Below are 25,303 nucleotides of genomic sequence, written 5' to 3'. Positions count from 1 at the left end.
GCAACCCAAACCTAAACCAGTTGCCACCGGTGTCACCCATTACCTACTCCACGTCGTGGGACACGACCCACGTGGTGTGGAGCAGCGGCGAATAGATAAGAAGCTGAAAGTTGTGCTAATTCTACGAGGAATGGCAATGAATCAAGAGCATGAAACTACGGAAAAAGAGGCAATTGGATATCTTCGCGCCACAGAGGCAGTTCTAAAACTCGTTGGTCTAACAGAAGCAGTTGAGCGTGCAGATGCCGGTGCCCAACAAATCGTTGAAGGGGACATTTGACCGCAGCTTTCGTTTGGCTACGCCAAGCCGAAAGCCGCGGTCAAATGCCCCTTAACTTAGGCGTTATGCATCTAGGAGACATTTTCTGTGACAGAAACGCTGGCCGATATCGAAGCACTTTCGCTACAGTGCAGGTCTGAGCAGTCTAAAGCGTACATCGCCGAAGCCTTGCATTGCTACAAAGCAAGTGCTTATCGTGCGGCTATCGTAACGACTTGGATCGCGCTCGTTTTCGATCTGATAGACAAGATTCGGGAGCTATCGCTATCTGGGGATGCTAATGCCAAGGCCCTGGAAACAAAATACGAGAGTTACATCGCCCAAATCGAACAAGGCAATCTTCAAGGGATTAAGGCTGCACTTGAGTTTGAGAGGGAAATCCTCGAGACATGCAGAGATCAGCTTCAATTTTTGGATCCTCAGCAATTCATCGATCTTCAACGCTTGCGGGAGGACCGCCATAGATGTGCCCACCCCTCCTTTCAGCAAGTTGGGGTCCCATATTCGCCATCTGCTGAACATGCTCGCTTGCATCTCCGTAATATAATTATCCATGTCCTTTCGCAGCCACCGGTTCAGGGTAAAGCCGCCCTCGCCGAATTGAAGACGATGGTCGCATCCTCGTACTTTCCTTCTGATAGAGAGCGCGCCCTACTGCAGCTTAGAAGCTCTAGCTTGAATGCAGCGCTTGAACCGCTAGTTCGCGGCTTCGTGGACACATTGGTCTTTGGCTTTCTTACTAATGGAGACGTTCTTTTCTACAAACAGAAGGTGCTTGCTGCACTCAATGCAGCCTTATCAATGCATCCCGCTATTGTGGAGCAACGCCTTCGAAAGCAACTCAACAAAGCGATAAGAGACGTTCCGGATGCCACGTTTTCGGGAGCAGCCTGTCTTGCCTCTCGGATCGACAACGCCTGGGCGCTTCTGGATCAAGCCTCAAGAGAAAAGGTTCGAGCTTTCGTGGAGAACGGGCCAAAGGACGAAGTTCTTGCTGGCCTCAAGACTCTGGCCGCGATTACGGATTTAAATGATGTCGTCCGAGCTCGAATTAATGCTCTGGAGCTTGATGACCTAGCAGATGCAATTGAGCCGCTTGGCATAGGAGAACTTGCTAAAGAGCGTGCTTTGCAGTTCTTGCAGGAGGTTGGTTCATGGGATCGAGCGAATGCTGTTTTCTCGAAAGCAGTGCTCCCGTTATTTGGTCATTTAGATAGGCAGGACATTGAGCGCATAGTGTGTATGCCTACGGAACATGAGTCTGATCTGCCTGGTGCGCATGGTTACAGGCTATTCCTTAGCAAAGTGAGAGAAAGTCAGCTCATCCCAGATGCCGAGCTTGATCAATTGTTGAGGGATAACAAGGCGGGCTATTTGCTGCCTCAGGATGAAGATTCATAACAAATCGTTGCACCGAACATTTAACCCGCTGTCCATTTTGCAGCCGTAAAAAGAGGCATCGCCTCAAATGCCGGTGAACTCAGGCGTTAGAAACCCTTTGCTGTAACCAGGCGTCTCCCAACGCCTCACCCCATCCGCCGCACCAGCGCCTCTGCAGAATCTCCCGGCTGTTCTTCCTGCACGAAGTGCGCGGCTTCCAGGTCGATGCGCTCGATCTGCTTGAAGCAGTCTTCCATGCCTTCGTAGTAGGCCGGGGTGATGACCGGGTCGTGCCGGCCGTAGAGCAGGGTGGCGGGCATTTCGAAGCGGTGGTCGGTCAGTGTGGACCAGCGTTTTGCGTCCTCGGTGAGCGTTCGGTAGAGGTTGGCGGCGCTGGCGGGCGTGCCGTCGATGGCGTGGCAGCGCACGTATTCGTCTACCGCGTCGGGTGGCAGCGCTTCGCCGTTCCGGTTGCGCAGGAAGACCTGCAGCCATTCGCGCTCGCGGCCCGGGATCAGCGCCTCGGGCAGTGGAGTCATCAGGAAGTACTGGTACCACTGATGGCGGCTCATGCCGCCGGCGGCCAGGCGCTGGTTGGTGGCGACGTTGTTGATGACGAAGATGTTGGCGATGGCGAGATGCGCCACGCGCTCCGGCTGGGCCAGGGCCATTTCCTGGGCAACGACACCGCCCCAGTCATGGCCGACCAGCTCGCAGCGGTTGATGCCCAGTGCGTGGAGGATGGACCAGACATCCGCCGCCAGCGCGTCCTTGACGTAGGGCGCCCGGCCGGGGGTGCGCTCGCTGTCGCCGAGGCCGCGCAGGTCCGGGGCGATCAGGCGCCAGTCGGCCGGCAGATGCTGCGCCAGCGGCTGCCAGCAGTACGAGGATTCGGGCCAGCCGTGCAGCAGCACCACCGGGCGGCCCGATTCCGGACCGCGGGTGCGCAGGGCGAAGCGCCCGCGCGGGGTCGTCAGCTCGGTGCTGGCAGACAGCGCGGCGTTGCGATGCGGGTCCATTCGGAACTGTAGGCGACAATAGGTGGTGAGGATATCGCCGATACCGGATCGGCGGCCCCGCCATTCGCAACCCGAGCCCCAACGCGATGACCGAAGTGCTGAAGGATATTCCCGTCACCCTCGTGACCGGCCTGCTGGGCGCGGGCAAGACCACGCTCATCGACCATCTGCTGGAGCAGCGGCCTCCGGATGAGCGCTGGGCGGTATTGGTGAACGAGTTCAGCAAGACCGGCGTCGACGGCGCCCGACTCGCGCGAGAGGGTGTCTACCTGCGCGAGGTGGCCGGTGGCTGCATGGGGTGCACCGCGGCGGTGGCGCTGGGTGTGGAGCTCAATCGCCTGCTGCGCGAGGCGCGCCCGCATCGGTTGCTGGTGGAGCCAACCGGGCTGGGGCATCCGGCCGAGCTGCTGAAGCAGTTCCGCAGCGAGCACTACCGCGGGGTGCTGTCGCCCCGCGCGACCATATGCCTGGTGGATGCGCGCTCGCTGGCCGATGCGAGATTCCGGGATTCGCCGTTGTGGCACCAGCAGCTGGCGAGCGCTGACGTGCTGCTGGGCAGCAAGGCGGATCTGTGGGGCGCGGCGGATCACGCGGCATTCGAGGCGCTCTGTGTCTCGCGCCCCTTCCTGGGCTGCGGGATCGTGCCCGCCGCCGGCGGCACCTTCGATGCGGCATGGCTGGACGCGTCGCCCGGCGACGCAGGCCCGGGCCATCACGAGCACGGGCATCACCACCACGACGACGAGCCACGCGCCTATGACCTGGCGTTCCCGGCCGACACGCGCTTCGACGCCGATGCGCTTCCCGCGGTGCTGGGCGCGCTGGACTGGGAGCGGGTCAAGGGGAGCCTGCGCACCGCGACAGGCACGGTCCGGGTCGACGGCACCACCGGCGAGGTCAACATCGTGCCGGAGGCCGCTACCGCGACGAACCGGCTGCAGCTGATCACGCATGCGGATGCCGAGCAGACGGCACTGGAGCAGCGGATTCTGGCGGCCGCCAGCAGGGCGTAGGGCGGGGCGCTTCGAAAAGCGTCAGCACCCGGGGAAGCGCCGATCCCGTCGCGCGCCGTGCCCGGCGCCCCGCGCAGCCCGATAATCGCGGCATCAGGGTTGCCGGGGTGGTCATGAACGCAGAAGAGTCTTCCGCTTCCGTTGCCGAGCTGGTGCGCGCGCTGCATGGCCGCGTGCCCCGCGATGCCGCCAGCCTGCTGGAGGACGAACCGGCGGAGGTGGTGGCCGCCGTGCTCGAACGGCTTCCGCCGCACCTGGCGCGCGAGATCGCGGCGCATCTACCGGCCGCGCAGCGGCATGCGGCGGCAGCGCCCGGTCCGGACACGCTGCCGGGCAGCGTCGGCGAGCTGATGGCGCCTCCGGACGGCGTGCTGCCGGCGCACACCACGGTGGCCGAGGCCATCGCCTGGCTGCGGGCGCATGCCGATCCGTGGCAGATCACCTATCTCTTCGTGACCGACGGGGACGCGCGGCGGTCGGGCCTGGTGGTGATCCGCGACCTGCTGCTGGCCGATGCCGGGGAACCGCTGTCGCACATCATGCTGCGCGACCCCTTCCGCCTGCGCGTGGACCAGGAACTCGACGAGGCGCTGCAGGAGGCCGTGCATCGCCACTATCCGATCTATCCGGTGGTCGATGCTGCGGGCCGGCTGGTGGGCAGCGTGCGCGGCTGGCAACTGTTCGAGCGGCGCGAGATCGCCATCACGGCCCAGCCCGGCCGCATGGTCGGCGTCACGGTCGGCGAGCGCGTGACCACGCCGCTGCTGGTGGCGTTCCGGCTGCGTCATCCGTGGCTGCAGCTCAATCTGCTGACCGCGTTCCTGGCTGCCCTGGTCGTCGGCATGTTCGACGACACCATCGCCCGACTGGTGGCGCTGGCAGCCTTCCTGCCCGTGCTGGCCGGTCAGTCCGGCAACAACGGCAGTCAGACGCTGGCGATCACGCTGCGCGGCCTGACCCTGGGCGATATCGCCGACGTCCCGCTGCGACGGCATCTGACCAAAGAGGTCTCGCTGGGCGCTATGAACGGGCTGCTGACGGGCCTCGTGGCCGGTGCGGCGATGTGGTGGACGGCCGCGCAATCGGGTGCACCGGAGCCCGGGCTGTTGGCGCTGGTCATCTGCCTGGCGATGACCGGTGCCTGCATGGCATCCGGCTTCTTCGGGGTGGCCGTGCCACTGCTACTGCGGCGGCTGGGCACGGACCCGGCCACCGCGTCCAGCATCTTCCTCACCACCGGCACCGACATCGCCGGCATGGGGCTGATGCTGGCGCTGGCGAGCTGGATGGTGCTCTGACCCGGGCGGCGGATGCGCGGGCGAAGGCCCGCGCTTCCTTCCGGCGCTCCCCGGACCTAGGCGCTTTCCGCGACGAAGCCGCCGAAGGTCCGCAGATAGTCCACGAAGACCGGGCTGATGCCCTCCGCGGCCAGCGTCTCCGGCGCCACCGGCAGCGGCGGTGATGCATAGGCCGGATCGGCCAGGACCCGGTCCGCGAAGTCGTGCCGCAGGATCGCCGCCCGGCCGATGACGACGAAGTCGCATCCAGCCTCGAGCGCCGCGAGGGCATCGTGCGCGCTCATCAGCTTGCCGGCGGCACCGAGCCGCACGTCGCCGCGCGGCAGATCGGTGAAGTGGGCGAGCAGCGAGCGGTCGGCATGCGCCTCCTCGTGGGGCATCTTGAAGACGTCCCAGAGCGACAGATCGAGATAGTCGATGGCCGCATCGCGCAGCAGTCCCGCCGCCAGCTCGCGGACTTCGGCGAGGCGCATGCCGAAGCGTTCCGGCGACAGCCGCACGCCGATCTGGAAATCGGGCCCGCATTCCCGGCGCAGTCCGCCGATGATCTCGTGCAGCAGCCGGGCTCGGTTCTCGAGCGTGCCGCCGTAGGCATCGTCACGACGGTTGTACTGCGGCGAGATGAACTGGGCGAGCAGGTAGCCGTGCGCGCCGTGCAGCTCGACGCCGTCGAAGCCGGCGCGCTCGGCGCGCCTGCCGGCGGCAACGAAGGCGTCGCGCATGGCCTCGACTTCCGCCGTGGTCATTGCGCGCGCGCCGGTCCTGGCGTCATCCGACGGCGCCACGCGCTCGCCGCAGAGCGCCGGATCGGCGCGCATGCCGCCGTGATAGAGCTGCACGGCCGAGGCCGAGCCGCGTGCGCGCAGCGCCTCGGCGAGCCGGGTCAGGCCGGGAAGGTGCCGGTCGTCGTGAATGGCGAGCTGCCCGGCAAAGCCCTGGCCGTTGGCGTGCACGTGCGCCGCACAGGTCATGGTCAGGCCGAAACCGCCCTCGGCGCGCATGGTCAGCCAGCGCTGCTCCGCGTCCGACAGGGTGCCGTCGGCGTGGCTCTGTCCGTTGGTCAACGGGGCGAGCACGAAGCGATTGCGCCAGGCGGGACCGCGTGGAAGGGTCAGCGCCTCGCCAAGCGGCGCGACGGCGGTTTGGTCGGATGCGGGAGCGGTGGGCATCGGGGATGTCCTTCGATTCGGGGAGGCACGCAGGGTGCGCATGGTAGCGGGCCGCGCGGCCCGGGGCGCCGGTGCGCCGATCAGCGCGATGCCGACGACGCGGTGCGGCGGCGCTGGATGCCCGGCGGCTGCCCGAACCAGCGCCTGCAGGCGCGCGTGAAGGCGCTCTGCTCGGAATAGCCCAGCATCCCGGCGATCTGGCTCAGCCGCAGCGCGGTGGTGGCGAGATAGGTCGTGGCCCGATCACGGCGCACGCTGTCCACCAGGGCGTCGTACGAAAGGCCTTCCTCCCGGAGGCGCCGCTGGAGCGTGCGCGGATGCAGCGCGAGCTGCTCGGCGACCGACTCGAGATCGCAGTGGCCGGTGGGCAGCAGCCCCAGGATCAGCTCGCGCACGCGCTCGTTCAGGCCGCCGCCGGGCGATTGCCGCTGCGACAGATAGTCCTGCATCACGCGGCGGGTCTCGGGATCGGATGCGCTCAGGCGGCGCCGGGCGATCTCCGCCGGCAGCTCGAAGATGCAGTGCACCTGGTCGAAGGCGACCGGGCACCCGAAGAAGCGCTGGTAGGTCGCCACCGGCGAGAGCGGGTGGTGCACGAAGGCAACGCGCGTCGGCACCGCCGCCGCGCCGGCGAGGAACTGCAGGATCCGGCTCGCATTGGCCATGCTGAGCTCGTAGCTCTGCGCGAGGTAGGGCACGCCCGGTTCGTCGATCCGGTAGGTGAAGCAGTAGTCGCCGGCGCTGTTGCGTCCGCGCAGCGCCAGCTTGAGCGCCGGGCCGTGGACGTGCAGGTAGCGGCCGATGGCCTGGAAGGCACTGAGCACGTCCTCGGCATTGCGGGCGATGACCGCTACCGGACCGAGCATGTCCAGCCCCTGCCAGCGCGAGAGGCGCAGTCCGAAGTCGGGGCACCCGAGTTCCACCGCGCACTGCTCGATGAGCCGCGCGACGTTGCGGTAGGGCAGATAGGCGTCCGGGTCGCGCAGCCGCGACGGATCCAGGTTGTAGCGCGCCAGCAGCGCCACGGGATCGGCGCCGAGCTCGCTCACCAGCGTCTCCACGCCGCGCAGATTGGCAGCGCGGATCAGGTTCACGAACGGGCTCCCATGTCGCGCAATGTCAATAAATTGTCGCGCTGTGTCAATTCCGCTACCGGGCAGGGCGCTATGCTGCACTGGTACAACAAGGCGGCATCACTCAGGAGACCACCATGAGCGAGAACCACTTCGACACCGTCATCATCGGGGCGGGGCTGTCCGGGATCGGCACGGCCGTGCACCTTCAGCGCGAGCACCCCCAGCGGACGATGGCCATCCTCGAGCGCCGCGAGCGCATGGGCGGTACCTGGGACCTGTTCCGGTATCCCGGCATCCGGTCCGACTCCGACATGCCCAGCTTCGGCTACCGCTTCAAGCCCTGGACCTCGACCAAGGTGCTGGCGGACGGTCCGTCCATCCGCCGCTATATCGTCGAGACGGCGCAGGAATACGGGCTCGCGGACAAGGTTCAGTACGGGCTGCAGATCACCCGCGCCAACTGGTCGAGCGATGCCCAGCAGTGGGAGCTCACCGCGCTGCACGAGCCCAGCGGCGAGACCCGCACCTACACCTGCCGCTTCCTCGTCAACTGCACCGGATACTACAACTACGACGCCGGCCACCGCCCGCATTTTCCCGGCGAGGAGCGCTTCGGCGGACGCATGGTGCACCCGCAGCACTGGCCCGAGGATCTGGACTACGCGGGCAAGCGCGTGGTCGTGATCGGCAGCGGCGCCACCGCCGTCACGCTGGTGCCGGCGATGACCGACAAGGCCGCGCACGTCACCATGCTGCAGCGCTCGCCGTCCTACGTGTTCTCGCTGCCCGACACCGATCGCATCGCGATGTGGCTGGGCAAGGTGATGCCGGCCTCGTGGGCCTACAGCATCACGCGGACGCGCAACATCGCCATCCAGCGCGGCCTCTACGTCGCGTGCCGTCGCTGGCCCAACACCATGCGGCGTCTGCTCATCAAGCAGGTGCGCAAGCGCGTGGGGCCGGACTTCGACATGCGGCACTTCACGCCCGACTACATGCCGTGGGACGAGCGGCTGTGCGCGGTGCCGGACGGTGATCTCTTCAAGGCCCTGCGCGCGGGCAGCGCCTCGGTGGTGACCGACCACATCGACACCTTCACCGAGACCGGCATCCGGCTGAAGTCGGGCGAGGAGATCGCGGCCGACATCATCATCACGGCCACCGGACTGGACGTGCAGATGCTCGGCGGGATCGACCTCTCGGTCGACGACACGCCGCGGCCGATCAACGGCCAGCTCACCTACAAGGGTGTGCTCATGGAGGACGTGCCCAACTTCGCCTGGCTGTTCGGCTACACCAACGCCCCCTGGACACTGAAGTCCGATATCGCCGGTCGCTACCTGTGCCGGCTGTTCCGCTACATGGACGAGAACGGCTATGTCGTCGCGGTACCGCGCGACGAGGCCGGCAGCGAGACCGACGAGGGCATTCTCGACTCGCTGCAGTCCGGCTACGTGCAACGCGCCAAGCACACGCTGCCGCGGCAGGGGCGGGCGCTGCCCTGGAAGGTCCTCATGCATTACGGGAAGGATCGGAAGATGCTCACGAACGGGCCGGTGGACGACGGCCATCTCCGCTTCGAGCGTGCCCGGTCGGGCAATGCCGGGCAGAGCGGTTCGCCCGAGCGCATGGCCGCCTGACGGATACGAGGACGCCGATGCCCACCTCCAAGCGAACCGACACCGCGTTCACCAGCGACAACATCACCTGCCGCGCCTGGCTGTACACGCCCGCGGATGCCGACGGCGCCGCCATCGTCATGGCACACGGGCTGGGCGGTACGCGCGACGCCGGCCTGGAGCCGTTCGCCGAGCGCTTTGCCGACAACGGCTACACCGTGCTGCTGTTCGACTACCGCCATTTCGGCGCCAGCGATGGCGAGCCGCGGCAGCTGTTGAGCATCAAGCGGCAGCTCGCCGACTGGAAGGCAGCGGTTGCGCATGCGCGCGGCCTGCCCGGTGTCGATCCCGACCGCATCGGACTCTGGGGCACGTCCTTCTCCGGCGGGCACGTCCTCACCACGGCCGCGCAGGACGACCGCATCGCCGCAGCTTCCGCCCAGGGCCCGATGGTCGATGGCCTCGCAGCGGCACTCAACGTGGTGTCGTACGCGGGTGTGGGCCAGCTCGCCCGGGTGAGCGCCCGCGCCATCGTCGATCAGGGCCGCGGCCTGCTGGGACTGTCGCCGGTGACCATTCCGCTCGCCGGCGCGCCCGGCGAGCTGGCCGCGATGAGCAGCCACGACGCGCTCGACTACACCCGCATCACGCCGCCCGACTGGCGCAACGAGATGACCGCGCGGATGATGCTGTATCTGGCGGCCTACCGGCCCATCGCCAGCGCTCGCAAGCTGCGCTGTCCGGTGCTTATACAGGCCTGCACGCGCGACAGCGTCGCCCCCGCGAGCGCTGCCGAGAAACTGGCGCGCCGGGCCGGCCCCAATGTCACCCTCAAGCAGTACGACATCGGGCACTTCGACATCTATCTGGGCGAGGCACGCGAGACCGCGCTCGCCGATCAGCTCGCCTTCTTCGGGAGCGCGCTGCGCTGATCCGCCACGCCCGGTCGCGCGCGGACCCGCGGCGGCCGGGCGGGGCCGGTCACTCCGGTGCGTCGCGGAACAGGCGCCGATTGGCCACGAGGCTGACCAGTGCGCCGGTCACGCCGATCGCGAAGCCGGCCGCGCCGTTGAGCTGCGCGCCGCCGCCGGATACGGCGATGCCGCCGATGATCGCGCCCGAGCCCTGTCCGAGGAAGATGGCCGAGGCATGCAGCGCCACCGCCACCGGCATGTGCGGCCCCGCAAGGATGGCCAGGCGCGCCTGCTGCATGGGCACGAAGGCGAAGCCGGGCAGGGACGAGACCGCCATCAGCGCGATGGCGGCGACCGTGCGCAGTCCGCCATCGGGCATGAGCGCCAGCACCGAGAACCCGCCGTGCACCACACCGACGAGCAGCAGCGCCACGGTGATCGCGGCGCCGAGCCGTACGCGGTCCGCCAGTACGCCGCCTATGGTCGTGCCCCCCAGGGCGGTGATGCCGAACAGGAGCAGCGCCAGGCTGGTGGTGGCCGGCGTCAGGCCGCCGACCTCGGCCAGCACCGGACCGATGTAGGCGAACACGCTGAACGCCGACGCGAAGGAGAAGGCGGTGAGCAGCAGGGTGACGAGGATCCGGCGATCGCGCAGCACGACGAAGGCGGCGCGGCCGGGCGGTGCTTCGCTCCACACGCGCGGGACCAGCAACCGGATTCCGCCCGCGGCCAGCAGCGCGGCACCGGCCATGGCAAGGAACACCGGACGCCACCCGGTGGTTGCGCCGAAGTAGGTGCCCAGCGGCACACCGAAGGCAAAGGCCACGGTGATGCCGCCCATGATCAGTGCCATGATCCGGCCGCGGTGGCTGGCGGGTGACAGCTGCGCCCCCGTCGCCACCGCCACCGGCGTGATGAGTCCGGCCGCCAGGGCCGCCAGTACGCGTGACACCAGAAGCCAGCCGAAGCTCGGCGCGAGCGTGGCGACGACATTGGCGCCGCCGAAGGCGACCAGTGCCAGTGCCATCAGGCGCCGTCGCTCGACGCGCGCGCAGGCCGCAGTGAGGAAGGGCGCGGTCAGAGCATAGGCGACGGCGAACGCCGACGTGAGCTGCCCGGCTGCTCCCAGCGATATGCCGAAATCGCGGGCGACCGGATCCAGCACGCCGGCCACGAAGTAGGTCGCGGTGCCGACCACGAAGGCGGCCGCGGCGAGCACGAGCGCGATGCGCAGGGGCGGTTGTTCGACGGGCGTGGACATGGGCGGGCGCAGCTTAGCCCAGCATGCCGGTTGCCGCTCGCGGGGAATGCCGATCCCCGCCTGGGGGTGCCGGGGGCCTCTGCGGCATCGGCGCCGATGAACAAGGCAATGCCGGGCCGCGGTGGCGGGGCTGGCGCCCCGGCCACCGACAGCCGGGCGGCGTGACCGACTACAGCGTCTTCAGGTACTCGATGATCGCGCGCCGTTCCTGCTCGGTGAGCGCGTCGGCGAAATCGTGGCCCTCGTTGCCGTTGCCGACCTGGCGCGCGTCATAGACCAGCCGCTTGTCGATGCCGCCCGGCGTGACGTCCGGCGGGATCGAAATGATCGCGCTCCAGTTGAGGGTCTCGTTGAGCACGCCCTCGACCATCTGCGTGATCGACGGCGCTTCGGGCGCCAGCGGGTTGCAGTTGAGCAGGATCAGGCCGGGCAGATCGGAACACGACAGCACATCGTGCTTCCAGCCCACGCGCTCGTGGTCGTAGGCGCGCTCCATGCTCAGGTCGAAGCCCTCCACCGGGCCTAGCTCCTTGATGGGGCGGCGCCACAGGGCGGGTCGCTCGGCGGAATTGAGCACTTGATCCAGGGTGGGGACCGAGCCGTTGTGGAGATACGGCGCGGTGGCCCACACCCCGTAGAGCGGCGGCGCCTGGTAGCCGATGACACCGCGCTCCCAGCCGCAGGCGCCCTCGACGCGCTGTGACGGCGGCAGGCCATCGTCGGCGAGCTCCTCGGCGCGGCTCTTGTCCTCCGGTGCCTTCCAGCCCGGCTGACCTTCGGGGAAGGCCCACCACGTGGTGCTGTAGGCGTCGCGCAGGTAGCCGCTCAGCTCGCGTGCGCGGGCACGGTCGGTACCGATGACCTCGAGCGGCGAGATGTGGGCGGCCACGCCTTCGAGCGCCGGGGTTTCCAGATAGGCGGGATCGTTGACGTAGCGCGGCGAATAGGCGCCGTGACAGCTGGCGCAGGACCCGTTGCCGCCCAGGGGCTCCGGCTTGTCCTGATTGGCCTCCAGCGCCCAGAGATCCTTGGAGTGGAACAGGATGGCGCCCTGCTCGGCGAGCGCGGTGTCGATGTCGCCGGGGTACTCCGGCGATTCGAGCGAGGTGATGAATGTGGAGGCGTTGCGCGCGTGGGCGTCGGCGTAGTCCCGGTAGCTCTCGCCGTCGGCGGTGAACAGCCCGCCGGTGTCGCCTGCGGCCATGAGGATGCGGGTGCTGTCGATGGAGACACCGGCATCGAAGAACTTGCGCGACCGGTGGCTGTAGTTCCACCACGCCGGCGTGTCCTGCTGCTCGACCGTCGGGTGCGGGTCCGCCGAATTCATCGCCAGCTTCACCGGGTTCGGATTGATGCCGACGCTGTCGTAGTCGGTGATCATGAAGACGAGCTCGAAACCACCGACGGCGTTGTTCTGGCCGCGCTGATCCATGCCCAGCAGGCCGAGATTGAGGCCGATGCCGAGTTGCTCGAGGGTCATCGGCACACCGGGAACCGGGAGCAGACGGATGACACCATCCTGCACCAGCATGTTGAGGTCGGTGTTGTGATTGCCGGGGCCGAGATTCTCGAACTGGATGCCGAGGGGCTCACCGTTGGCGGGGTCCCCGATCTGCCCGCCGTGGCACATGAAGCAGGTATTCCGGCCAATGACCCCGGTCCAGTTGCCGTTCTCATCCCTGCGCTGGCGCATGCCCTGCGGCAGCTGACCGGAGCCGCCGTCAGTGGCATTCGGATCCTCCCCCGGCAGCGGGTAGGGGTTGTCGTAGGGCGCCGCGTTCATGCCGTAGCGCAGGCGGTACATCTCATCGAAGTTGTCCGGACGCTCGGAGAGCCCCCATGCCCGCCAGCTGCGATTGAAGGTTTCCGCGTCGGTGCCGGCACCGCCGTCCACGGTCGGTCCGCCGTCGGTGAACCAGTGCTGGCCGGCATCGCGTTGGGCGCGGTACTCGCCGCAAGTGGCGGGTTCCTGCATCGACTCGGGCTGATGCTCGTGGCAGTCCTCGTACCAGGCGTTGAAGAAGACGGCCTTGTCCTGATTGATGCCGGGCCGGATCATCGAGCGCGGATCCATCGGCAGCGCTGCGCTGTCGGGCTGATCCTCGCAGAAGGTCTTCCAGGGGTGGCGGGCCCGCGAGCTGCCCAGCAGCGGCAGCAGGTCATCCTGGACGACGCCGTCGTCGAGCTGCGCGCCGCAGCCGTCGGGATCCGCAAAGCAGGCGAGCAGGATTTCCATGTTCCGGTAGGGCGCGCTGCCCTCCGACCACACGGCACCACCGGAATGCGGAGTCTCCTGGCCGGAGGCCATGCGCAGGATGCGCGAAGTGGGGTTGTTGCCGCCGAGACGCTCCCAGCTGGCGCGCAGATGGGTGAGGTCATCGGCACCGGTGGGCGACAGCGAGAAGTCGCGGCCGTCCTCGACATCGGCGACGCCGCCGGGAACGTGACAGGTGCGACAGAAGCCCAGGCTGGCTTCGACGTTGTTGGCGAAGTGCTCCTCGGCGCTCTGCGCGCGCGCCGAACCGCCCGAGCCGGCCGATCCATCTCCACCGGTGCCGCTACCATCGTATTGACCGGAGCAGCCTCCCATCATTGCGGTGAGCAAGCACCAGCCAACGACAGCGGCAATGTCTGTCTGCCTCATGATGTCTCTCCAGGACCCCGTATCGTTATGGAGCAACTAATGTTGCTTTTCTTTTTTCTAACATTTGTCACTGTTGCGGTCAATCGAACGAGATAGCGACGTGAGCCAGCCAGCCAGGAACACCCCGCGAGCCGCCGTTGTGGCCCGCAAACCACAGCAGCAGCGCGCCAAGGAGCGCGTGGACACGGTGCTGCAGGAAGCGGAGGTACTCCTCGTCGAGGGCGGCGTGTCGGGGTTCTCGATTCCGCGTCTTGCCGAGCGGCTGGATTTCCCGCGCGCGACCATCTACAAGTTCTTCCCGACACCCTGGGCGCTGCTCAACGAGCTCGCCGAGCGCGAGCTCGCCGCGCTGGAGGCGCGGCTGGATGATCACGCCGAGGCGCTGCGCGAGGCGCGGGACTGGCGCGAGACGGTCACGCGGATGGTGTACGCCGCCGCCGATTTCTACGACGAGCGCCCGGTCGCACAGGTCGTGCTGCTGACCGGGTTCTCGGACGACAGCTTCCGGGCGCTTGAGTACACCATCGCGCGGCTGGGTGCGCTGACCCGGTCCCTGCTGCACGATCGCGGCATCGTCCTGCCCGACGGCGCTCCGGACATTCCGGCCCTGGCGGTCGAGTTCGGCACCGCGAGCTTCCGCATGTCGTACTTCCTGCACGGCCGGATGACGCCGGAGTACACGCAGGCGGCCGCGGAGGTGATGCTCCTGTTCCTGGAGAAGCGGCTGCAGCTGACCACCTGAGCGCGGTCGGGTCAGTCGCGCTCCGCGGCGAGTGGCACGTCCGCGGCGGGGCGGGGCGGCGCGGGTAGCCCGCCGGTGCGGCGGACCTGGCGCGGGGACATCCCGAACCATCGCCGGCAGCTGCGGGTGAACGCCGACTGCGCCGAGAAGCCGAGCAGATTCGAGACCTGGTTCATCGGCATCTGCGTGGTGGTCAGATAGCGCGTGGCGGCCTCGCGTCGCACGCCGTCGAGAATCCGCTCGAAGCCGGTGCCTTCGGCGGTCAGCCTGCGCCGCAGCGTGCGGGGGTGCATCGCCATCATGCCCGCCACCTGATCCTGCGTCGCCATGCCGGTGGTCAGCGAGCGCGACACCGCCTGGTGCACGCGAGCGCTGACGCTCTGGCCGGGGCGCGGGTAATGCACGTCGATATAGGCCATCGCCATCTCGCGCAGCGAATCGTTGATGGCCTTCATGGGCATCTGCAGCACCGATCGCCGGACCAGGATGGCGGCATGCGGCTGCTCGTGGCGCAGCGGCGCGTGAAAGTGCCGGCCGTAGGTGGCCGGTCCCGACAGGGCGGCGTGCGGAAGGTGGATCTCCTCGGCGCGATAGGCCTCGGGAATCAGGCGCCGCATGATGCGATGGGCGACCAGAAGCCCGTGCTCGAGCACCTGCGGGTGCGGCGGGACGCGCGGAAGGACGACCTCGTAGCGGACCTCGGCGCAGTCAGCCCGGTGCGGGCTGTGTTCCACGACATCGAGCGCGATGCCCGGGCTCTGCACGAAGCAGAAGCGCGACGCGCAGTGCATGGCCTCCAGCGGGGTGGCGGCATTCTGCATCGCCACGGCGAGAGGCCCCAGCACCGTGATGTCCTGATGGGCCCCCATGCGCATGCCGAAATCGACCGTCCCGCACGTCCGTGCGGCGTCCTCCAGCAGCTGGAGGAAGCTCCGCATCGGGACGAGGGCGTTGTCGTCATCGAGATGCGAGGGCGGCACGCCGACCGACTCGAGGAGCGCGACCGGGTTGCCGCCCAGCTCGCGAACGAGCTCACGGTAGCCGCGCAGCCCGCTTGCTCGGGTCATCACCGCCATGCCGTGAATGTTTCACCAGCGCCGACCCGGGGTCAAATGACGCCCGCTCGGCGATGCCCGGCCGTTGTGGGCCTTGCCGGGTCAATGCTCCAGCTCGCTCATCGCCTTTGCGATGGCGCTGTCGCGGAACAGGATGCGGTCGGTGAGCCGGCGCATCAGCATCGGCCACGAGGCGATGATCCGGTGCTGGCGCGGGATGATCGCCGTCTCCGCGCGGCGCTCGATGGCGGGAACCGTGGCCTCGACCACGGCGCCGAGCGTGGTCTTGCGGAACAGCCCGCGGTTGCCGTTGTACAGGGTGCGCCCGGCGGCATTCTCGGTGAGCCCGTCGGCCAGCGGCGTCTTGAAGAAGGTGGGGTGGATGCTGCCCACGGTGACGCCGGTGTGCCGGAGCTCCACACGAATGCTGTCGCACAGCGCCCAGACCGCCGCCTTGCTGGCGGCGTAGGCGCCCTGCATCGGTGAATGGAAGAACGAGGCCATGGAGGCAATCGCCAGCAGATGGCCTCGCGATGCCGTGACGTGGGGGTGGGCGGCCTTGAAGGTCCGGAAGACGCCGTTGACGTTGATGTCGATGACGCGCTCGAAGGATCTCGGCGTCTGCGTGGCGAGCGGCTCGAGCGTCGCCACGCCGGCATTGGCGATCACGACATCGATGCGGCCGAAGTGCGCGGCCGCCGCATCCATGGCGTTCTGAAGCGCGCTCATGCTTCTTACGTCCACGCTCCAGCCGCGGGCGCGCTCCGGATTGCCGAGAGCCCGGGCCTGCGTGGTGACGGCGTCCTCATCGAGATCCATCAGCGCGAGGCGTGCGCCGCGCTCGCTGAGCGCCCAGGCCAGCCCGCGGCCTAGCTCGCCGGACGAACCGGTGATGACCACCACGGCATCTGCAAGATCGAGTTTCGCCATCGGGAAATGCTCCTCATCAGGGGGATCGCTCAGCACAGGGCAGCGAGCCTGCCGATCCATGCACCACCAGACTTTCCCTCATCGGCCAAGTTTTTATCCTGAACGGTCGACTCTTTCCGGCCGAGCGCGAGCCCGGCGGCGCGCTGCGGAGATGTCCGGTGGAGAGAAAAACTTGTCCCACGACGATAAATTTTCCGACCGATGGGCCGGCAGGATGGCGTCCTACCCAGGTGGTTGCGCGCCGGAAGCGCAGTGACCGCCACCCGGCTGGAGAGGAGACGACGCCATGACCGACACCATCTGGACCCCCATCGCGGGGCTTCACCACTGGGCGGCCGAACAGCCCGACGCGGTCTTCCTGACACAACCGCACGGTGGCGCGACCACCGACATCACCTGGTCCGAGGCGGCCGATCAGGTGCACCGGCTGGCCGGATGCATCGCCGGCCTCGATCTGCCGCGCGGGAGCCGGATCGCCTTGCTGTCGCGCAACTGCGCGGCCTACTTCATCGCCGATCTCGCCATCGGCATGGCGGGGCACGTGAGTGTCCCGATCTATCCGTCCCTCAACGCCGAGACCCTGCGCCACATCCTCGCGCACAGCGAGGCACGGCTGCTCTTCGTCGGGCCGCTCGACGATGCCCGGAGCATGGCTGCCGGCATCCCGGATGACCTTGCAGTGGTGCAGATGCCGGGCGCGGCGGAGCTCGGCAGCCCGAACCGCACGCTGGCATGGGCCGACGTGATCATCGGCCATCCGGCGATATCGAGTCCCGTCCCGCGCGAGCCGGACGAGCTGGCGCGCCTGGTGTACACCTCCGGCAGCACGGGACTGCCGAAGGGCGTCATGTGCTCGTTCCGCAGCATCGAAGCCGGTTCGCGCCTGCTCGGCAACCTGGCCGATATCGGCCCCGGCGACCGCATGCTGTCCTACCTGCCGCTGGCGCACGTCTTCGAGGCGGCCGCGGTGGAGGCGAACGCGCTGCGCAACGGATTCCGGGTGTACTTCAGCGAAGGCCTCGACACCTTCGCGGCCGATCTGCGGCGCGCGCAGCCGACCATCTTCCTGTCGGTGCCGCGGCTGTGGGTGAAGTTCCAGCAGTCGGTGCTCGCGGCCGTGCCGCAGGAGCGCCTGACCGAGCTGCTGCGTGATCCCGCGAGCGCCGATGCCACGCGCCGCGATGTGCTGGTCAAGCTGGGCCTCCAGGATGTGCGACTCGCCATCACCGGGTCCGCCCCGCTGGCGCCGTCGGTGATGCAGTGGTACCGCGATCTCGGACTGGAGCTGCTGGAGGGCTATGCCATGTCCGAGGACTTCGCGTACTCGCACTGCTCCTACCCGGGGCGCGCCCGCATCGGCTACGTCGGCGAGACCCTTCCCGGTGTCGAGCGCCGGATCGCCGAGAGCGGGGAAGTCCAGATCCGGAGCCCGGGCGGCATGCTCGGCTACTACAAGGATGCCGATCAGACCGCGGAGGCCTACACCGCGGATGGCTGGTTCCGCACCGGCGATCTGGGCGAGGTGGACGACGCTGGCCGGCTGCGCATCACCGGCCGGCTCAAGGAGATCTTCAAGACGGCCAAGGGCAAGTACGTCGCCCCGGTGCCCATCGAGTGCCGGCTCGGGCATCCCAGAGTGGAGGTGGTCTGCGTCAGCGGGGCCGACCAGCCGCAGCCCTTCGTCCTGATGATGCCCAGTCCGCTCGCGTCGGAGGCGCTGGGCAACGCGGAAGGGCGCGCGGCCTTCGAAGTCGAGATCGAGGCCCTGCTGGACCAGGTCAACGGCACGCTCGACCCGCACGAGCAGCTGGCCTTCGCCGTGGTGGTGGCGGATGCCTGGAGCATCGAGAACGGCCTGCTCACGCCGACCATGAAGATCCGGCGCAGCGCCATCGAGGGGCGCTACGCGGATCGCATCGGGGCCTGGGCCGCGCGCCGCGAGCGGGTGGTGTGGGAGCGCGAGCTGCCGCTCCCGGCCTGATCGACCCGACAACGACAAGGAGGAGACGCCATGGCTGTCGTGCAACCCATCCAGGCCCCGGACGCGAGCGTAGCGCTGGGCGCGTGCTTCGAGCGCCAGAAGGCCGCCTACCATGCGCACCCGGTGCCGAGCGTGGCCGAGCGGCGTGCGGACCTGCGGGCGCTCAAGGCGCTGCTCAATGACAACCGCGAGGCGATCATCGCCGCCACCACGGCGGACTACGGCTGTCGCTCGCGGCACGAGACGCTGTTCGGCGAGGTGATATCGGTCACCGATGGCATCAACGACTGCATCCGCAAGCTCGGGCGGTGGGCGAAGCCGCAGCGGCGCCATGTCGACCTGAGCCTCTTCGCGGGCGGACGCAACCGGGTGGTGCCGCAGCCGCTGGGCTGCGTGGGCATCATCGTGCCGTGGAACTTCCCGCTGTTCCTGGCCTTCGGGCCGTTGTCCGCGGCGCTCGCCGCCGGCAACCGCGCGATGGTGAAGATGTCGGAGAACTCGCGGCATCTGAGCCGGCTGCTCATCGAGCTGGCGCCCCGCTACTTCAGCACCGACAAGGTCTGCTTCCTCGAGGAGACCGGCGGGGTCGGCATCGCCTTCTCGCGCATTCCCTTCGATCTGCTGTTCTTCACCGGGTCCGGCGAGACCGGCCGCAAGGTGATGGCGGCCGCGGCCGCGAATCTCACGCCGGTGGTGCTCGAGCTGGGCGGCAAGTCGCCGGCGGTGATCGATCCGCGCTATCCGCTCGCCAAGGCCGTGCAGCGGATCCTCTTCGTCAAGCAGTTCAACGCCGGCCAGATCTGCGTGAACGTCGACTATGTCTTCGTGCAGCGCGACCAGGTCGATGCCTTCGTCGCCGAAGCGCAGCGATGGACCGCGCGCCACGTGCCGGACATCCACAGCCGCGACTACACCGCGCTCATCGACGAACGTTCCTGCCAGCGCATGCTGGACACGCTGGCGGACGCCCGCAGCAAGGGGGCGCGCGTCATCAATCTGACGCCGCACCAGGCGCCGGACCCGGCCAGTCGCAAGGTGCCGCTGCACCTGGTGCTGGACACCACGCCGGACATGATCATCCGCCAGCGCGAGACCTTCGGTCCGCTGCTGATGGTGCTGCCCTACGACGGCCCGCAGGACGTCATCGAGCACGTGCGCGCGCACGACCGGCCGCTGGCCTTCTATCCCTTCTCCCGGGACCGGAAGCTGGTCGAGCACTACCTGACGCACACCATGTCCGGCGGCGTCACCGTCAACGACGCGCTCTTCCACGTGGCGCAGCACGACATGCCCTTCGGCGGCGTCGGCGCCAGCGGGATGGGGCAGTACCACGGCTTCGACGGTTTCCGCACCTTCTCGAAGATGCGGCCCGTGTTCCATCAGGCGCCGATCAGCGCGATGCGATTCCTGCAGCCGCCGTACGGCCGCGTGGCCGATCTCGTCTACCGATTCCTGGTCTGGCTCAAGTCCTGAGCCCCATAACGACAACGGAGGAACCATGACCAAGCGCCAAGACCCCAGCTTCCTGGTCCTGGGTGCCGGCATGTCCGGCATCCTCGCCGGCATCAAGCTCAAGCAGGCCGGCCTGCACGACTTCGAGATCCTGGAGATGGCCGACGATGTCGGCGGCACCTGGCGGGACAACACCTATCCCGGCCTCGCCTGCGACGTGCCGGCCCACAACTACGACTACACCTTCGAGCACAACTGGAAGTGGTCCGGCCTCTACGCCAAGGGCCCCGAGCTGAAGGCCTACTTCAAGTACTGCGCCGAGCGCTACGGGCTCATGCCGCATGTGCGCCTGCGGCACTGCGTCGAGGACATCCGCCGCGTCGACGGCCGCTGGCAGGTGCGCACGACCGATGGCGCGGTGCGCAGCGCCGATGTGGTCATCAACGCCATGGGCTTTCTGTGTCATCCGCGCATGCCGGACATCCCGGGCCTGGCGGATTTCGGCGGCGCCCTGTTCCACAGCGCGCGCTGGGACCACGACGTGCCGCTGGACGGTCGCCGCATCGGTGTCATCGGTACCGGTTCCACGGCCACGCAGATCACCGTGGCGCTGGCGGAGCGGGCGAGCCACTACAGCCTGTTCCAGCGCACCGCGCAATGGGTGATGCCCGCCATGGAGCTGGAGCGTCCGGGGCCGCTGAAGCAGCTGCATCGCTTCCTGCCGGGCTATGCCAACGCCGTCGGCAAGCTGCAGGGGCGTCTGCTGGAACAGGTGGCGCGCGGCGTCACCGGCGACAGCCACTGGACGATGCGCGTGCTCGAACACCTGTGCCGCAGGCACCTGGCGAAGGTGCGCGACCCGGAGCTGCGGGCGAAGCTGACGCCGGACTACAAGGTCGGGTGTCGGCGCCTGATCCTCTCGGACGGCTTCTACGACGCCATCCAGGCGCCGCAGGCGGAACTGGTCGATACCGGCATCGAGCGCATCGAGGCCGGCGGCGTGCGCACCACCGACGGACGGCTGCACGAGCTCGACGTGCTGGTGATGGCCACCGGTTTCCACGCGCTGGACTACACCTACAACTTCGACGTCGTGAACGAGCAGGGCACGAGCCTGCGCGAGACCTGGGCCGAGGGCGCCGAGGCGCTGCGCGGGGTCGCGGTCGCGGGCTTCCCGAACTACTTCATGCTGGTCGGGCCGCGCAGCCCGGTGGGCAACATCGGCATCACCTCGATCGCCGAGTCGCAGATGGGCTATCTGATGACGCTGATCGACGAGCTGCGCACCGGCCGCGCCCGGGCGATCGACGTGCGGCCCGAGGCCCAGGCGGCCTATGCGCGCTATCTGGACGACGGCCTCGACAAGACCGTCTGGGGCAGCGGCTGCGTGGGCTGGTACCTCGACAAGCGCGGCAAGCCGATCATCTACCCCTACAACCCGACCGTGTTCCGGCGCGCGATGCGCGAGCCGGACCTGAACGAGTTCCAGCTGGCCTGAGCGCCGGACTCGCGACACCGCAGCACCCCATAGCGCCGGACGCGATGATCCGGGGAGGAGAGACAGCATGAACGAACACGATTACGACTACGTCATCGTCGGATCGGGCTTCGGCGGCAGCGTGTCCGCGCACCGCCTGACCGAGAAGGGCTACCGGGTGGCCGTCATCGAGCAGGGCCGGCGCTGGACGCCGGAGAACCTGCCCACCACCAACTGGAAGATCTGGAATTACCTCTGGGCGCCCTTCCTGGCGCTGAAGGGCTTCCTGCGACTGCGCCTGTTCCGCCACGTTATGATCCTGCACGGCAACGCCGTGGGCGGCGGCTCCATCACCTATGCGCAGACGCTGCTGGTGCCGCCGGACTCGGTCTGGAACGACGGCAACTGGGCCGGGCTCGACCAGTGGCAGCAGCAGATGCCGCAGCACTACGAGACCGCCCAGCGCATGCTCGGCGTGACCACCAACCAGCGGCCGGGCGGCGCTGACGCCCGGCTCAAGGACATGGCGCGCGCCGCCGGGGTCGAGGATTCCTTCTACTACACCCGCGTCGGCGTCTTCTTCGGGCGCGAGGGCGACACGCCCGGCACCGAGGTGCCCGATCCCTACTTCGGCGGACGCGGCCCGGCGCGCAAGTCCTGCATCGGCTGCGGCGCCTGCATGGTGGGCTGCCGACACGACGCCAAGAACACCCTCGACAAGAACTACCTCTATCTGGCCGAGGCGCAGGGCGCGGAGGTGCAGGCCGAGACGCGCGTCGTCGACGTCGCGCCGCTGGGCGGCAAGGCGGACGGCGCCGACGGCTACGCCGTGACGACCGTCCCCAGCTTCAAGCGCTTCTTCGCGCGCCGGCGCGTGGTGACGGCGAAGAACGTGATCTTCGCGGCGTCCTCGCTGGGCACGCAGGAGCTGCTCTTCCGGCTCAAGGCGAAGGGCTCGCTGCCCCATGTGTCGGACGATCTCGGCAAGCGCGTGCGCACCAATGCCGAGTCCATCCTCGGCGTGCGCTATCCCGGCACGCGCGAGGATCTTTCCAGGGGCGTGGCCATCGGCTCGGGCATCTACATCGATCGGCACACGCACATCGAGGCGGTGCGCTACCCGGATGGCTCGAATCTCATGAGCGGGCTGTTCACCGTGCTCACCGGCGGTCGCGCCGGGCCCGGCCGCGTGCTGCACTGGCTGGGCGCCATGCTGCGCCTCATCGCCACGCGGCCGCTGTCCGGCATCCGCGCGCTGCTGCCGTATCGCTGGGCGCGCGAGACGGTGATCTTCCTGGTCATGCAGACCCTCGACGGGCACATCGACATGCGCTGGAAGCGGCGCTGGTACTGGCCCTTCGGCAAGGCGCTGACCAGCCACGGCGATCGTATTCCGACCTTCATCCCCGAGGCCAACGCCTTCACCGAGAAGGCGGCGCGGGCGACCGGCGGCATCGGGCTGTCCTCGGTGAGCGAGATCGCCTTCAACGTGCCGATGACGGCGCACTGCATGGGCGGCTGCGCCATGGCGGCGTCGCCCGACAAGGGCGTGGTGGATGCGCAGAACCGGGTGTTCAACTACCAGGGTCTGTACGTCGTCGACGGATCGATGCTCTCGGCCAATCTGGGCGTGAACCCGAGCCTCACCATCACGGCGCTGGCCGAACGCGCCATGAGCTTCATTCCCGCCAAGGCGGGCGCCACGCTCGAGGAGGCTGCGTGATGGGCGCCCGCAGACTCTCCCTTCTGGATGCCACCTTCCTGCAGATCGAGCGCCGCGAGACGCCGATGCACGTCGCGGCACTGCAGGTGTTCCAGCTGCCGGACGACGCGTCCGCGGACTTCTGCCGGTCGGTGGTGCAGAAGCTGCGCGGCCCGGAGAAGCTGGGCCGGCCGTGGAACCTGCGCCTGGCGCAGGTGCCGCTGTCGCGCATGGCGCCGGCCACCGAGACGGCACCGACCATCGACATGGCCTATCACGTGCGGCACACCTGCCTGCCGGCGCCCGGCGGCGAGCGCGAGCTCGGCGAGCTGATCTCGCATCTGCACAGCACCACGCTGGACCGTTCGCGACCGCTCTGGACCTGCCACGTCATCGAGGGGCTGGAGAACGGTCGCTTCGCCATCTACACAAAGGTCCACCACGCCCTGGTCGACGGCATCAAGGGCATGCATCTGCTGACGCGCGGCCTGGCGACGACGCCGGGCACCGACAACTGGATGGTGCCGTGGGCGGAGGTCGCGTCCGCCGGGCGCCGCAAGCGGGCGGGGGGCGAGGCGGCCGGCCGCTCCGGGTCCGGCGGCGTGCCGCTGACGCAGTGGCCGCGCCTGGCGGCCCGTTCGATGCGCCCGCTGCTGCGCCGTCCGGGAAGTCGTGACGACGAGACGGTGCGGCTGCCCTTCGAGGCGCCGCGCAGCATCCTCAACGGTCCGGTCACGGGCGCGCGCCGCGTCGCCACGCAGCGCTTCCCGCTGGCGCGGATCAAGACCCTCGCCAGGCGCGCGGACTGCTCGGTCAACGACATCTTCCTGGCCCTGTGCGGCGCCGCGCTGCGGCGTCATCTGCTCGACAACGGCAAGCTCCCCGAGCGCTCGCTGATCGCCGGCGTGCCGGTGAGCCTGCGCGCCGAGAGCGGCGATGACGAGGCGGGCAATGCGGTGGGCTTCCTGTGGTCCGTGCTGGGCACGGAGCTGAGCGATCCGCAGGCGCGCCTGGCCGCGATACGGCGCTCGATGCAGGCCAGCAAGGCGCACCTGCAGAGCCTGCCCGGTGCGGCGCGCTCGGTCTACACCATGTCCACGATGGCGCCGGCGATCGGCGTGCTGCTGAGCGGGCAGGGCGCGCGCCTGCGGCCGTCGATGAACGTGGTGATCTCGAATGTGCCCGGCCCCGACCGGGCGCTGTACCTGGACGGTGCGCGCATGGAGGCGATGTACCCGGTCTCGATCCCGATCCAGGGACTGGGCCTGAACATCACCTGCGTGTCCTACGACGGCCAGCTGACGGTGGGCTTCACCGGAAGCCGGGACAGCCTGCCGCGCCTGCAGCGCATCGCGGTCTATGCCGGCGAGGCGCTGGACGAGCTGGAGCGCGTCTTCGGCGTGACCGGGGCCGGGGAGGGCTCCTAACCGGCACGCCCGGACAGTTGCCCCGCGGCCATTGCGGCGAGCTCGTCGAGCAGCTCGTCCTTGCGGAAGCCCGGCTCGGAGGGCTGGGCCAGATAGCGCAGCAGCGTGAACACCACGCTGTTGATGACGATGAAGGCGCGGGCCGGGGACGGGTCGATGGGGTGATCGCGCAGGTGGGCGAGGGCATAGTGGCGCAGCACGTCGAGCATGCGCTGCTCGAAGCGATGCAGCCCGCGCGAGATGTCCAGCCGGTGCCAGTGGCGCAGCAGCGCCAGCGCCAGGCCGTCGCGCGCCTCGAAGACGTCGAAGGCAGCGTCCAGGAGCGCACGGGTGAAGCGTCGCGGGTCGGCATCGCGCGTGCTCGATGCCACCCGGTCGACGGCGTCGAGGAGGTCGGCATTGACGCGGTCGGTGAGGGCGACGATCAGCTCCTCCTTGTTGCGGAAGTACTGGTAGAGCGAGCCGACGCTGACGCCCGCCCGATCCGCCACGCGTGCCGTGGTGAGTGCATCGAGGCCTTCCGCCACCACGATCTCGGCGGCCGCATCGATGAGGCTCTCGACGAGCAGGCGGGCACGCTGCTGCTGGGGCTTCTTGCGCATGGATTCTTCCGGGCGAGCACGATGCGAGTTGAATGCGAATAAACATTCGCATTAGCGTCGCTGTCAAGCAACTCGGGGTTCCGGGAAATTCCCGCAAAATATAACACAGCCCTCTGACATGATAATTCTGGTGCCATTTCCGTCCATGTAGATCAAAATATAGACACTTTCACCGCTTTTTACCCACGCCTTACCTTCCATATCAGCCATTCATTGATAGACTCAACCTTCCGCAACAAGGTCGTGTCCCTAGCCGTGGTGT

At 68.1% G+C, this 25,303-nt stretch carries 20 protein-coding genes; 12 read left to right on the top strand and 8 right to left on the bottom strand.

What is annotated here, in order from left to right:
- Together KAH28_RS15490 and KAH28_RS15485 are read left to right on the top strand one after the other, a co-directional pair.
- Positions 1-280, top strand: a 280-nt coding sequence (locus tag KAH28_RS15490; protein ID WP_290578160.1) for a hypothetical protein, incomplete at its 5' end; no start/stop codon positions are given.
- An 87-nt stretch (positions 281-367) separates the two neighbouring features.
- A complete protein-coding gene (locus KAH28_RS15485; protein ID WP_290578158.1) occupies positions 368-1,681 on the top strand; it encodes a hypothetical protein in 1,314 nt (437 codons plus the stop codon).
- Positions 1,682-1,806: 125 nt separating this feature from the next.
- Here the strand turns inward: KAH28_RS15485 and KAH28_RS15480 are convergent, their stop codons facing one another.
- Positions 1,807-2,679 (bottom strand): alpha/beta hydrolase, encoded by an 873-nt coding sequence (locus KAH28_RS15480; protein ID WP_290578156.1) that lies wholly within the window; start codon positions 2,677-2,679, stop codon positions 1,807-1,809.
- Between the two features lie 86 nt (positions 2,680-2,765).
- Between KAH28_RS15480 and KAH28_RS15475 the strand changes: the two genes are divergently transcribed.
- Both KAH28_RS15475 and KAH28_RS15470 read left to right on the top strand, forming a co-directional pair.
- Positions 2,766-3,692, top strand: coding sequence for a GTP-binding protein (locus KAH28_RS15475; RefSeq protein WP_290578154.1), 927 nt, complete (start codon positions 2,766-2,768; stop codon positions 3,690-3,692).
- A gap of 113 nt (positions 3,693-3,805) precedes the next feature.
- A complete protein-coding gene (locus tag KAH28_RS15470) occupies positions 3,806-4,990 on the top strand; it encodes a magnesium transporter (RefSeq protein WP_290578152.1) in 1,185 nt (394 codons plus the stop codon).
- Positions 4,991-5,046: 56 nt separating this feature from the next.
- Here the strand turns inward: KAH28_RS15470 and KAH28_RS15465 are convergent, their stop codons facing one another.
- Positions 5,047-6,159, bottom strand: coding sequence for an NADH:flavin oxidoreductase (locus tag KAH28_RS15465; protein WP_290578150.1), 1,113 nt, complete (start codon positions 6,157-6,159; stop codon positions 5,047-5,049).
- 80 nt (positions 6,160-6,239) lie between these two features.
- On the bottom strand, positions 6,240-7,253 hold the full coding sequence (locus tag KAH28_RS15460; protein ID WP_290578148.1) for an AraC family transcriptional regulator: 1,014 nt from the start codon (positions 7,251-7,253) through the stop codon (positions 6,240-6,242).
- A gap of 116 nt (positions 7,254-7,369) precedes the next feature.
- On the opposite strand from KAH28_RS15460, the gene KAH28_RS15455 reads away from it, so the two are divergent.
- Both KAH28_RS15455 and KAH28_RS15450 read left to right on the top strand, forming a co-directional pair.
- Positions 7,370-8,875: an NAD(P)/FAD-dependent oxidoreductase gene (locus tag KAH28_RS15455; RefSeq protein WP_290578146.1), complete on the top strand. Its 1,506-nt coding sequence runs from the start codon at positions 7,370-7,372 to the stop codon at positions 8,873-8,875.
- Positions 8,876-8,892: 17 nt separating this feature from the next.
- Complete coding sequence (locus KAH28_RS15450) at positions 8,893-9,786, top strand: alpha/beta fold hydrolase (protein ID WP_290578144.1); 894 nt, start codon at positions 8,893-8,895, stop codon at positions 9,784-9,786.
- Between the two features lie 49 nt (positions 9,787-9,835).
- Here KAH28_RS15450 and KAH28_RS15445 read toward each other — a convergent pair whose 3' ends face one another.
- Both KAH28_RS15445 and KAH28_RS15440 read right to left on the bottom strand, forming a co-directional pair.
- Entirely contained in the window at positions 9,836-11,029 is a 1,194-nt protein-coding gene (locus KAH28_RS15445) for an MFS transporter (protein WP_290578142.1), read from the bottom strand.
- A gap of 169 nt (positions 11,030-11,198) precedes the next feature.
- Positions 11,199-13,673: a hypothetical protein gene (locus tag KAH28_RS15440; protein WP_290578140.1), complete on the bottom strand. Its 2,475-nt coding sequence runs from the start codon at positions 13,671-13,673 to the stop codon at positions 11,199-11,201.
- Between the two features lie 139 nt (positions 13,674-13,812).
- Between KAH28_RS15440 and KAH28_RS15435 the strand changes: the two genes are divergently transcribed.
- The gene (locus tag KAH28_RS15435; RefSeq protein ID WP_290578138.1) at positions 13,813-14,415 is read left to right on the top strand and encodes a TetR/AcrR family transcriptional regulator; all 603 of its coding nucleotides are present in this window, start codon (positions 13,813-13,815) and stop codon (positions 14,413-14,415) included.
- Positions 14,416-14,426: 11 nt separating this feature from the next.
- On the opposite strand, the gene KAH28_RS15430 is transcribed toward KAH28_RS15435, so the two are convergent.
- Positions 14,427-15,482 (bottom strand): AraC family transcriptional regulator, encoded by a 1,056-nt coding sequence (locus KAH28_RS15430; protein ID WP_290578136.1) that lies wholly within the window; start codon positions 15,480-15,482, stop codon positions 14,427-14,429.
- Between the two features lie 90 nt (positions 15,483-15,572).
- Positions 15,573-16,400 carry an SDR family NAD(P)-dependent oxidoreductase gene (locus KAH28_RS15425; protein WP_290578134.1) on the bottom strand — a complete coding sequence of 276 codons (828 nt, stop codon included), beginning with the start codon at positions 16,398-16,400 and terminating at the stop codon, positions 15,573-15,575.
- A gap of 286 nt (positions 16,401-16,686) precedes the next feature.
- Between KAH28_RS15425 and KAH28_RS15420 the strand changes: the two genes are divergently transcribed.
- The 5 genes from KAH28_RS15420 (at position 16,687) to KAH28_RS15400 (ending at position 24,439) form a co-directional block, all read left to right on the top strand.
- The gene (locus tag KAH28_RS15420) at positions 16,687-18,381 is read left to right on the top strand and encodes an AMP-binding protein (protein WP_290578132.1); all 1,695 of its coding nucleotides are present in this window, start codon (positions 16,687-16,689) and stop codon (positions 18,379-18,381) included.
- Between the two features lie 30 nt (positions 18,382-18,411).
- Entirely contained in the window at positions 18,412-19,854 is a 1,443-nt protein-coding gene (locus KAH28_RS15415) for a coniferyl aldehyde dehydrogenase (protein WP_290578130.1), read from the top strand.
- A 25-nt stretch (positions 19,855-19,879) separates the two neighbouring features.
- The gene (locus KAH28_RS15410; RefSeq protein WP_290578128.1) at positions 19,880-21,331 is read left to right on the top strand and encodes an NAD(P)/FAD-dependent oxidoreductase; all 1,452 of its coding nucleotides are present in this window, start codon (positions 19,880-19,882) and stop codon (positions 21,329-21,331) included.
- 67 nt (positions 21,332-21,398) lie between these two features.
- Positions 21,399-23,033 carry a GMC family oxidoreductase gene (locus KAH28_RS15405; protein WP_290578126.1) on the top strand — a complete coding sequence of 545 codons (1,635 nt, stop codon included), beginning with the start codon at positions 21,399-21,401 and terminating at the stop codon, positions 23,031-23,033.
- Positions 23,033-24,439: a wax ester/triacylglycerol synthase family O-acyltransferase gene (locus KAH28_RS15400; RefSeq protein WP_290578125.1), complete on the top strand. Its 1,407-nt coding sequence runs from the start codon at positions 23,033-23,035 to the stop codon at positions 24,437-24,439. The genes KAH28_RS15405 and KAH28_RS15400 overlap by 1 nt, the downstream gene beginning before the upstream one ends.
- On the opposite strand, the gene KAH28_RS15395 is transcribed toward KAH28_RS15400, so the two are convergent.
- Positions 24,436-25,041: a TetR/AcrR family transcriptional regulator gene (locus tag KAH28_RS15395; protein WP_290578124.1), complete on the bottom strand. Its 606-nt coding sequence runs from the start codon at positions 25,039-25,041 to the stop codon at positions 24,436-24,438. The genes KAH28_RS15400 and KAH28_RS15395 overlap by 4 nt on opposite strands.
- Positions 25,042-25,303 lie beyond the last annotated feature (262 nt).

The sequence above is a fragment of the Algiphilus sp. genome (assembly GCF_023145115.1).
Classification (GTDB): domain Bacteria; phylum Pseudomonadota; class Gammaproteobacteria; order Nevskiales; family Nevskiaceae; genus Algiphilus.
The sequence above is the reverse complement of the archived record's forward strand: the minus strand, read 5'-3'. Positions and strand labels throughout refer to the sequence as shown.

What these genes read in the sequence shown, in the direction of transcription:
- KAH28_RS15480 (WP_290578156.1), bottom strand. Translation starts at nt 2,679, where the DNA reads ATGGACCCGCATCGCAACGCCGCGCTGTCTGCCAGCACCGAGCTGACG.
- KAH28_RS15475 (WP_290578154.1), top strand. Translation starts at nt 2,766, where the DNA reads ATGACCGAAGTGCTGAAGGATATTCCCGTCACCCTCGTGACCGGCCTG.
- KAH28_RS15470 (WP_290578152.1), top strand. Translation starts at nt 3,806, where the DNA reads ATGAACGCAGAAGAGTCTTCCGCTTCCGTTGCCGAGCTGGTGCGCGCG.
- KAH28_RS15465 (WP_290578150.1), bottom strand. Translation starts at nt 6,159, where the DNA reads ATGCCCACCGCTCCCGCATCCGACCAAACCGCCGTCGCGCCGCTTGGC.
- KAH28_RS15455 (WP_290578146.1), top strand. Translation starts at nt 7,370, where the DNA reads ATGAGCGAGAACCACTTCGACACCGTCATCATCGGGGCGGGGCTGTCC.
- KAH28_RS15450 (WP_290578144.1), top strand. Translation starts at nt 8,893, where the DNA reads ATGCCCACCTCCAAGCGAACCGACACCGCGTTCACCAGCGACAACATC.
- KAH28_RS15445 (WP_290578142.1), bottom strand. Translation starts at nt 11,029, where the DNA reads ATGTCCACGCCCGTCGAACAACCGCCCCTGCGCATCGCGCTCGTGCTC.
- KAH28_RS15440 (WP_290578140.1), bottom strand. Translation starts at nt 13,673, where the DNA reads ATGAGGCAGACAGACATTGCCGCTGTCGTTGGCTGGTGCTTGCTCACC.
- KAH28_RS15430 (WP_290578136.1), bottom strand. Translation starts at nt 15,482, where the DNA reads ATGACCCGAGCAAGCGGGCTGCGCGGCTACCGTGAGCTCGTTCGCGAG.
- KAH28_RS15425 (WP_290578134.1), bottom strand. Translation starts at nt 16,400, where the DNA reads ATGGCGAAACTCGATCTTGCAGATGCCGTGGTGGTCATCACCGGTTCG.
- KAH28_RS15420 (WP_290578132.1), top strand. Translation starts at nt 16,687, where the DNA reads ATGACCGACACCATCTGGACCCCCATCGCGGGGCTTCACCACTGGGCG.
- KAH28_RS15415 (WP_290578130.1), top strand. Translation starts at nt 18,412, where the DNA reads ATGGCTGTCGTGCAACCCATCCAGGCCCCGGACGCGAGCGTAGCGCTG.
- KAH28_RS15410 (WP_290578128.1), top strand. Translation starts at nt 19,880, where the DNA reads ATGACCAAGCGCCAAGACCCCAGCTTCCTGGTCCTGGGTGCCGGCATG.
- KAH28_RS15405 (WP_290578126.1), top strand. Translation starts at nt 21,399, where the DNA reads ATGAACGAACACGATTACGACTACGTCATCGTCGGATCGGGCTTCGGC.
- KAH28_RS15400 (WP_290578125.1), top strand. Translation starts at nt 23,033, where the DNA reads ATGGGCGCCCGCAGACTCTCCCTTCTGGATGCCACCTTCCTGCAGATC.
- KAH28_RS15395 (WP_290578124.1), bottom strand. Translation starts at nt 25,041, where the DNA reads ATGCGCAAGAAGCCCCAGCAGCAGCGTGCCCGCCTGCTCGTCGAGAGC.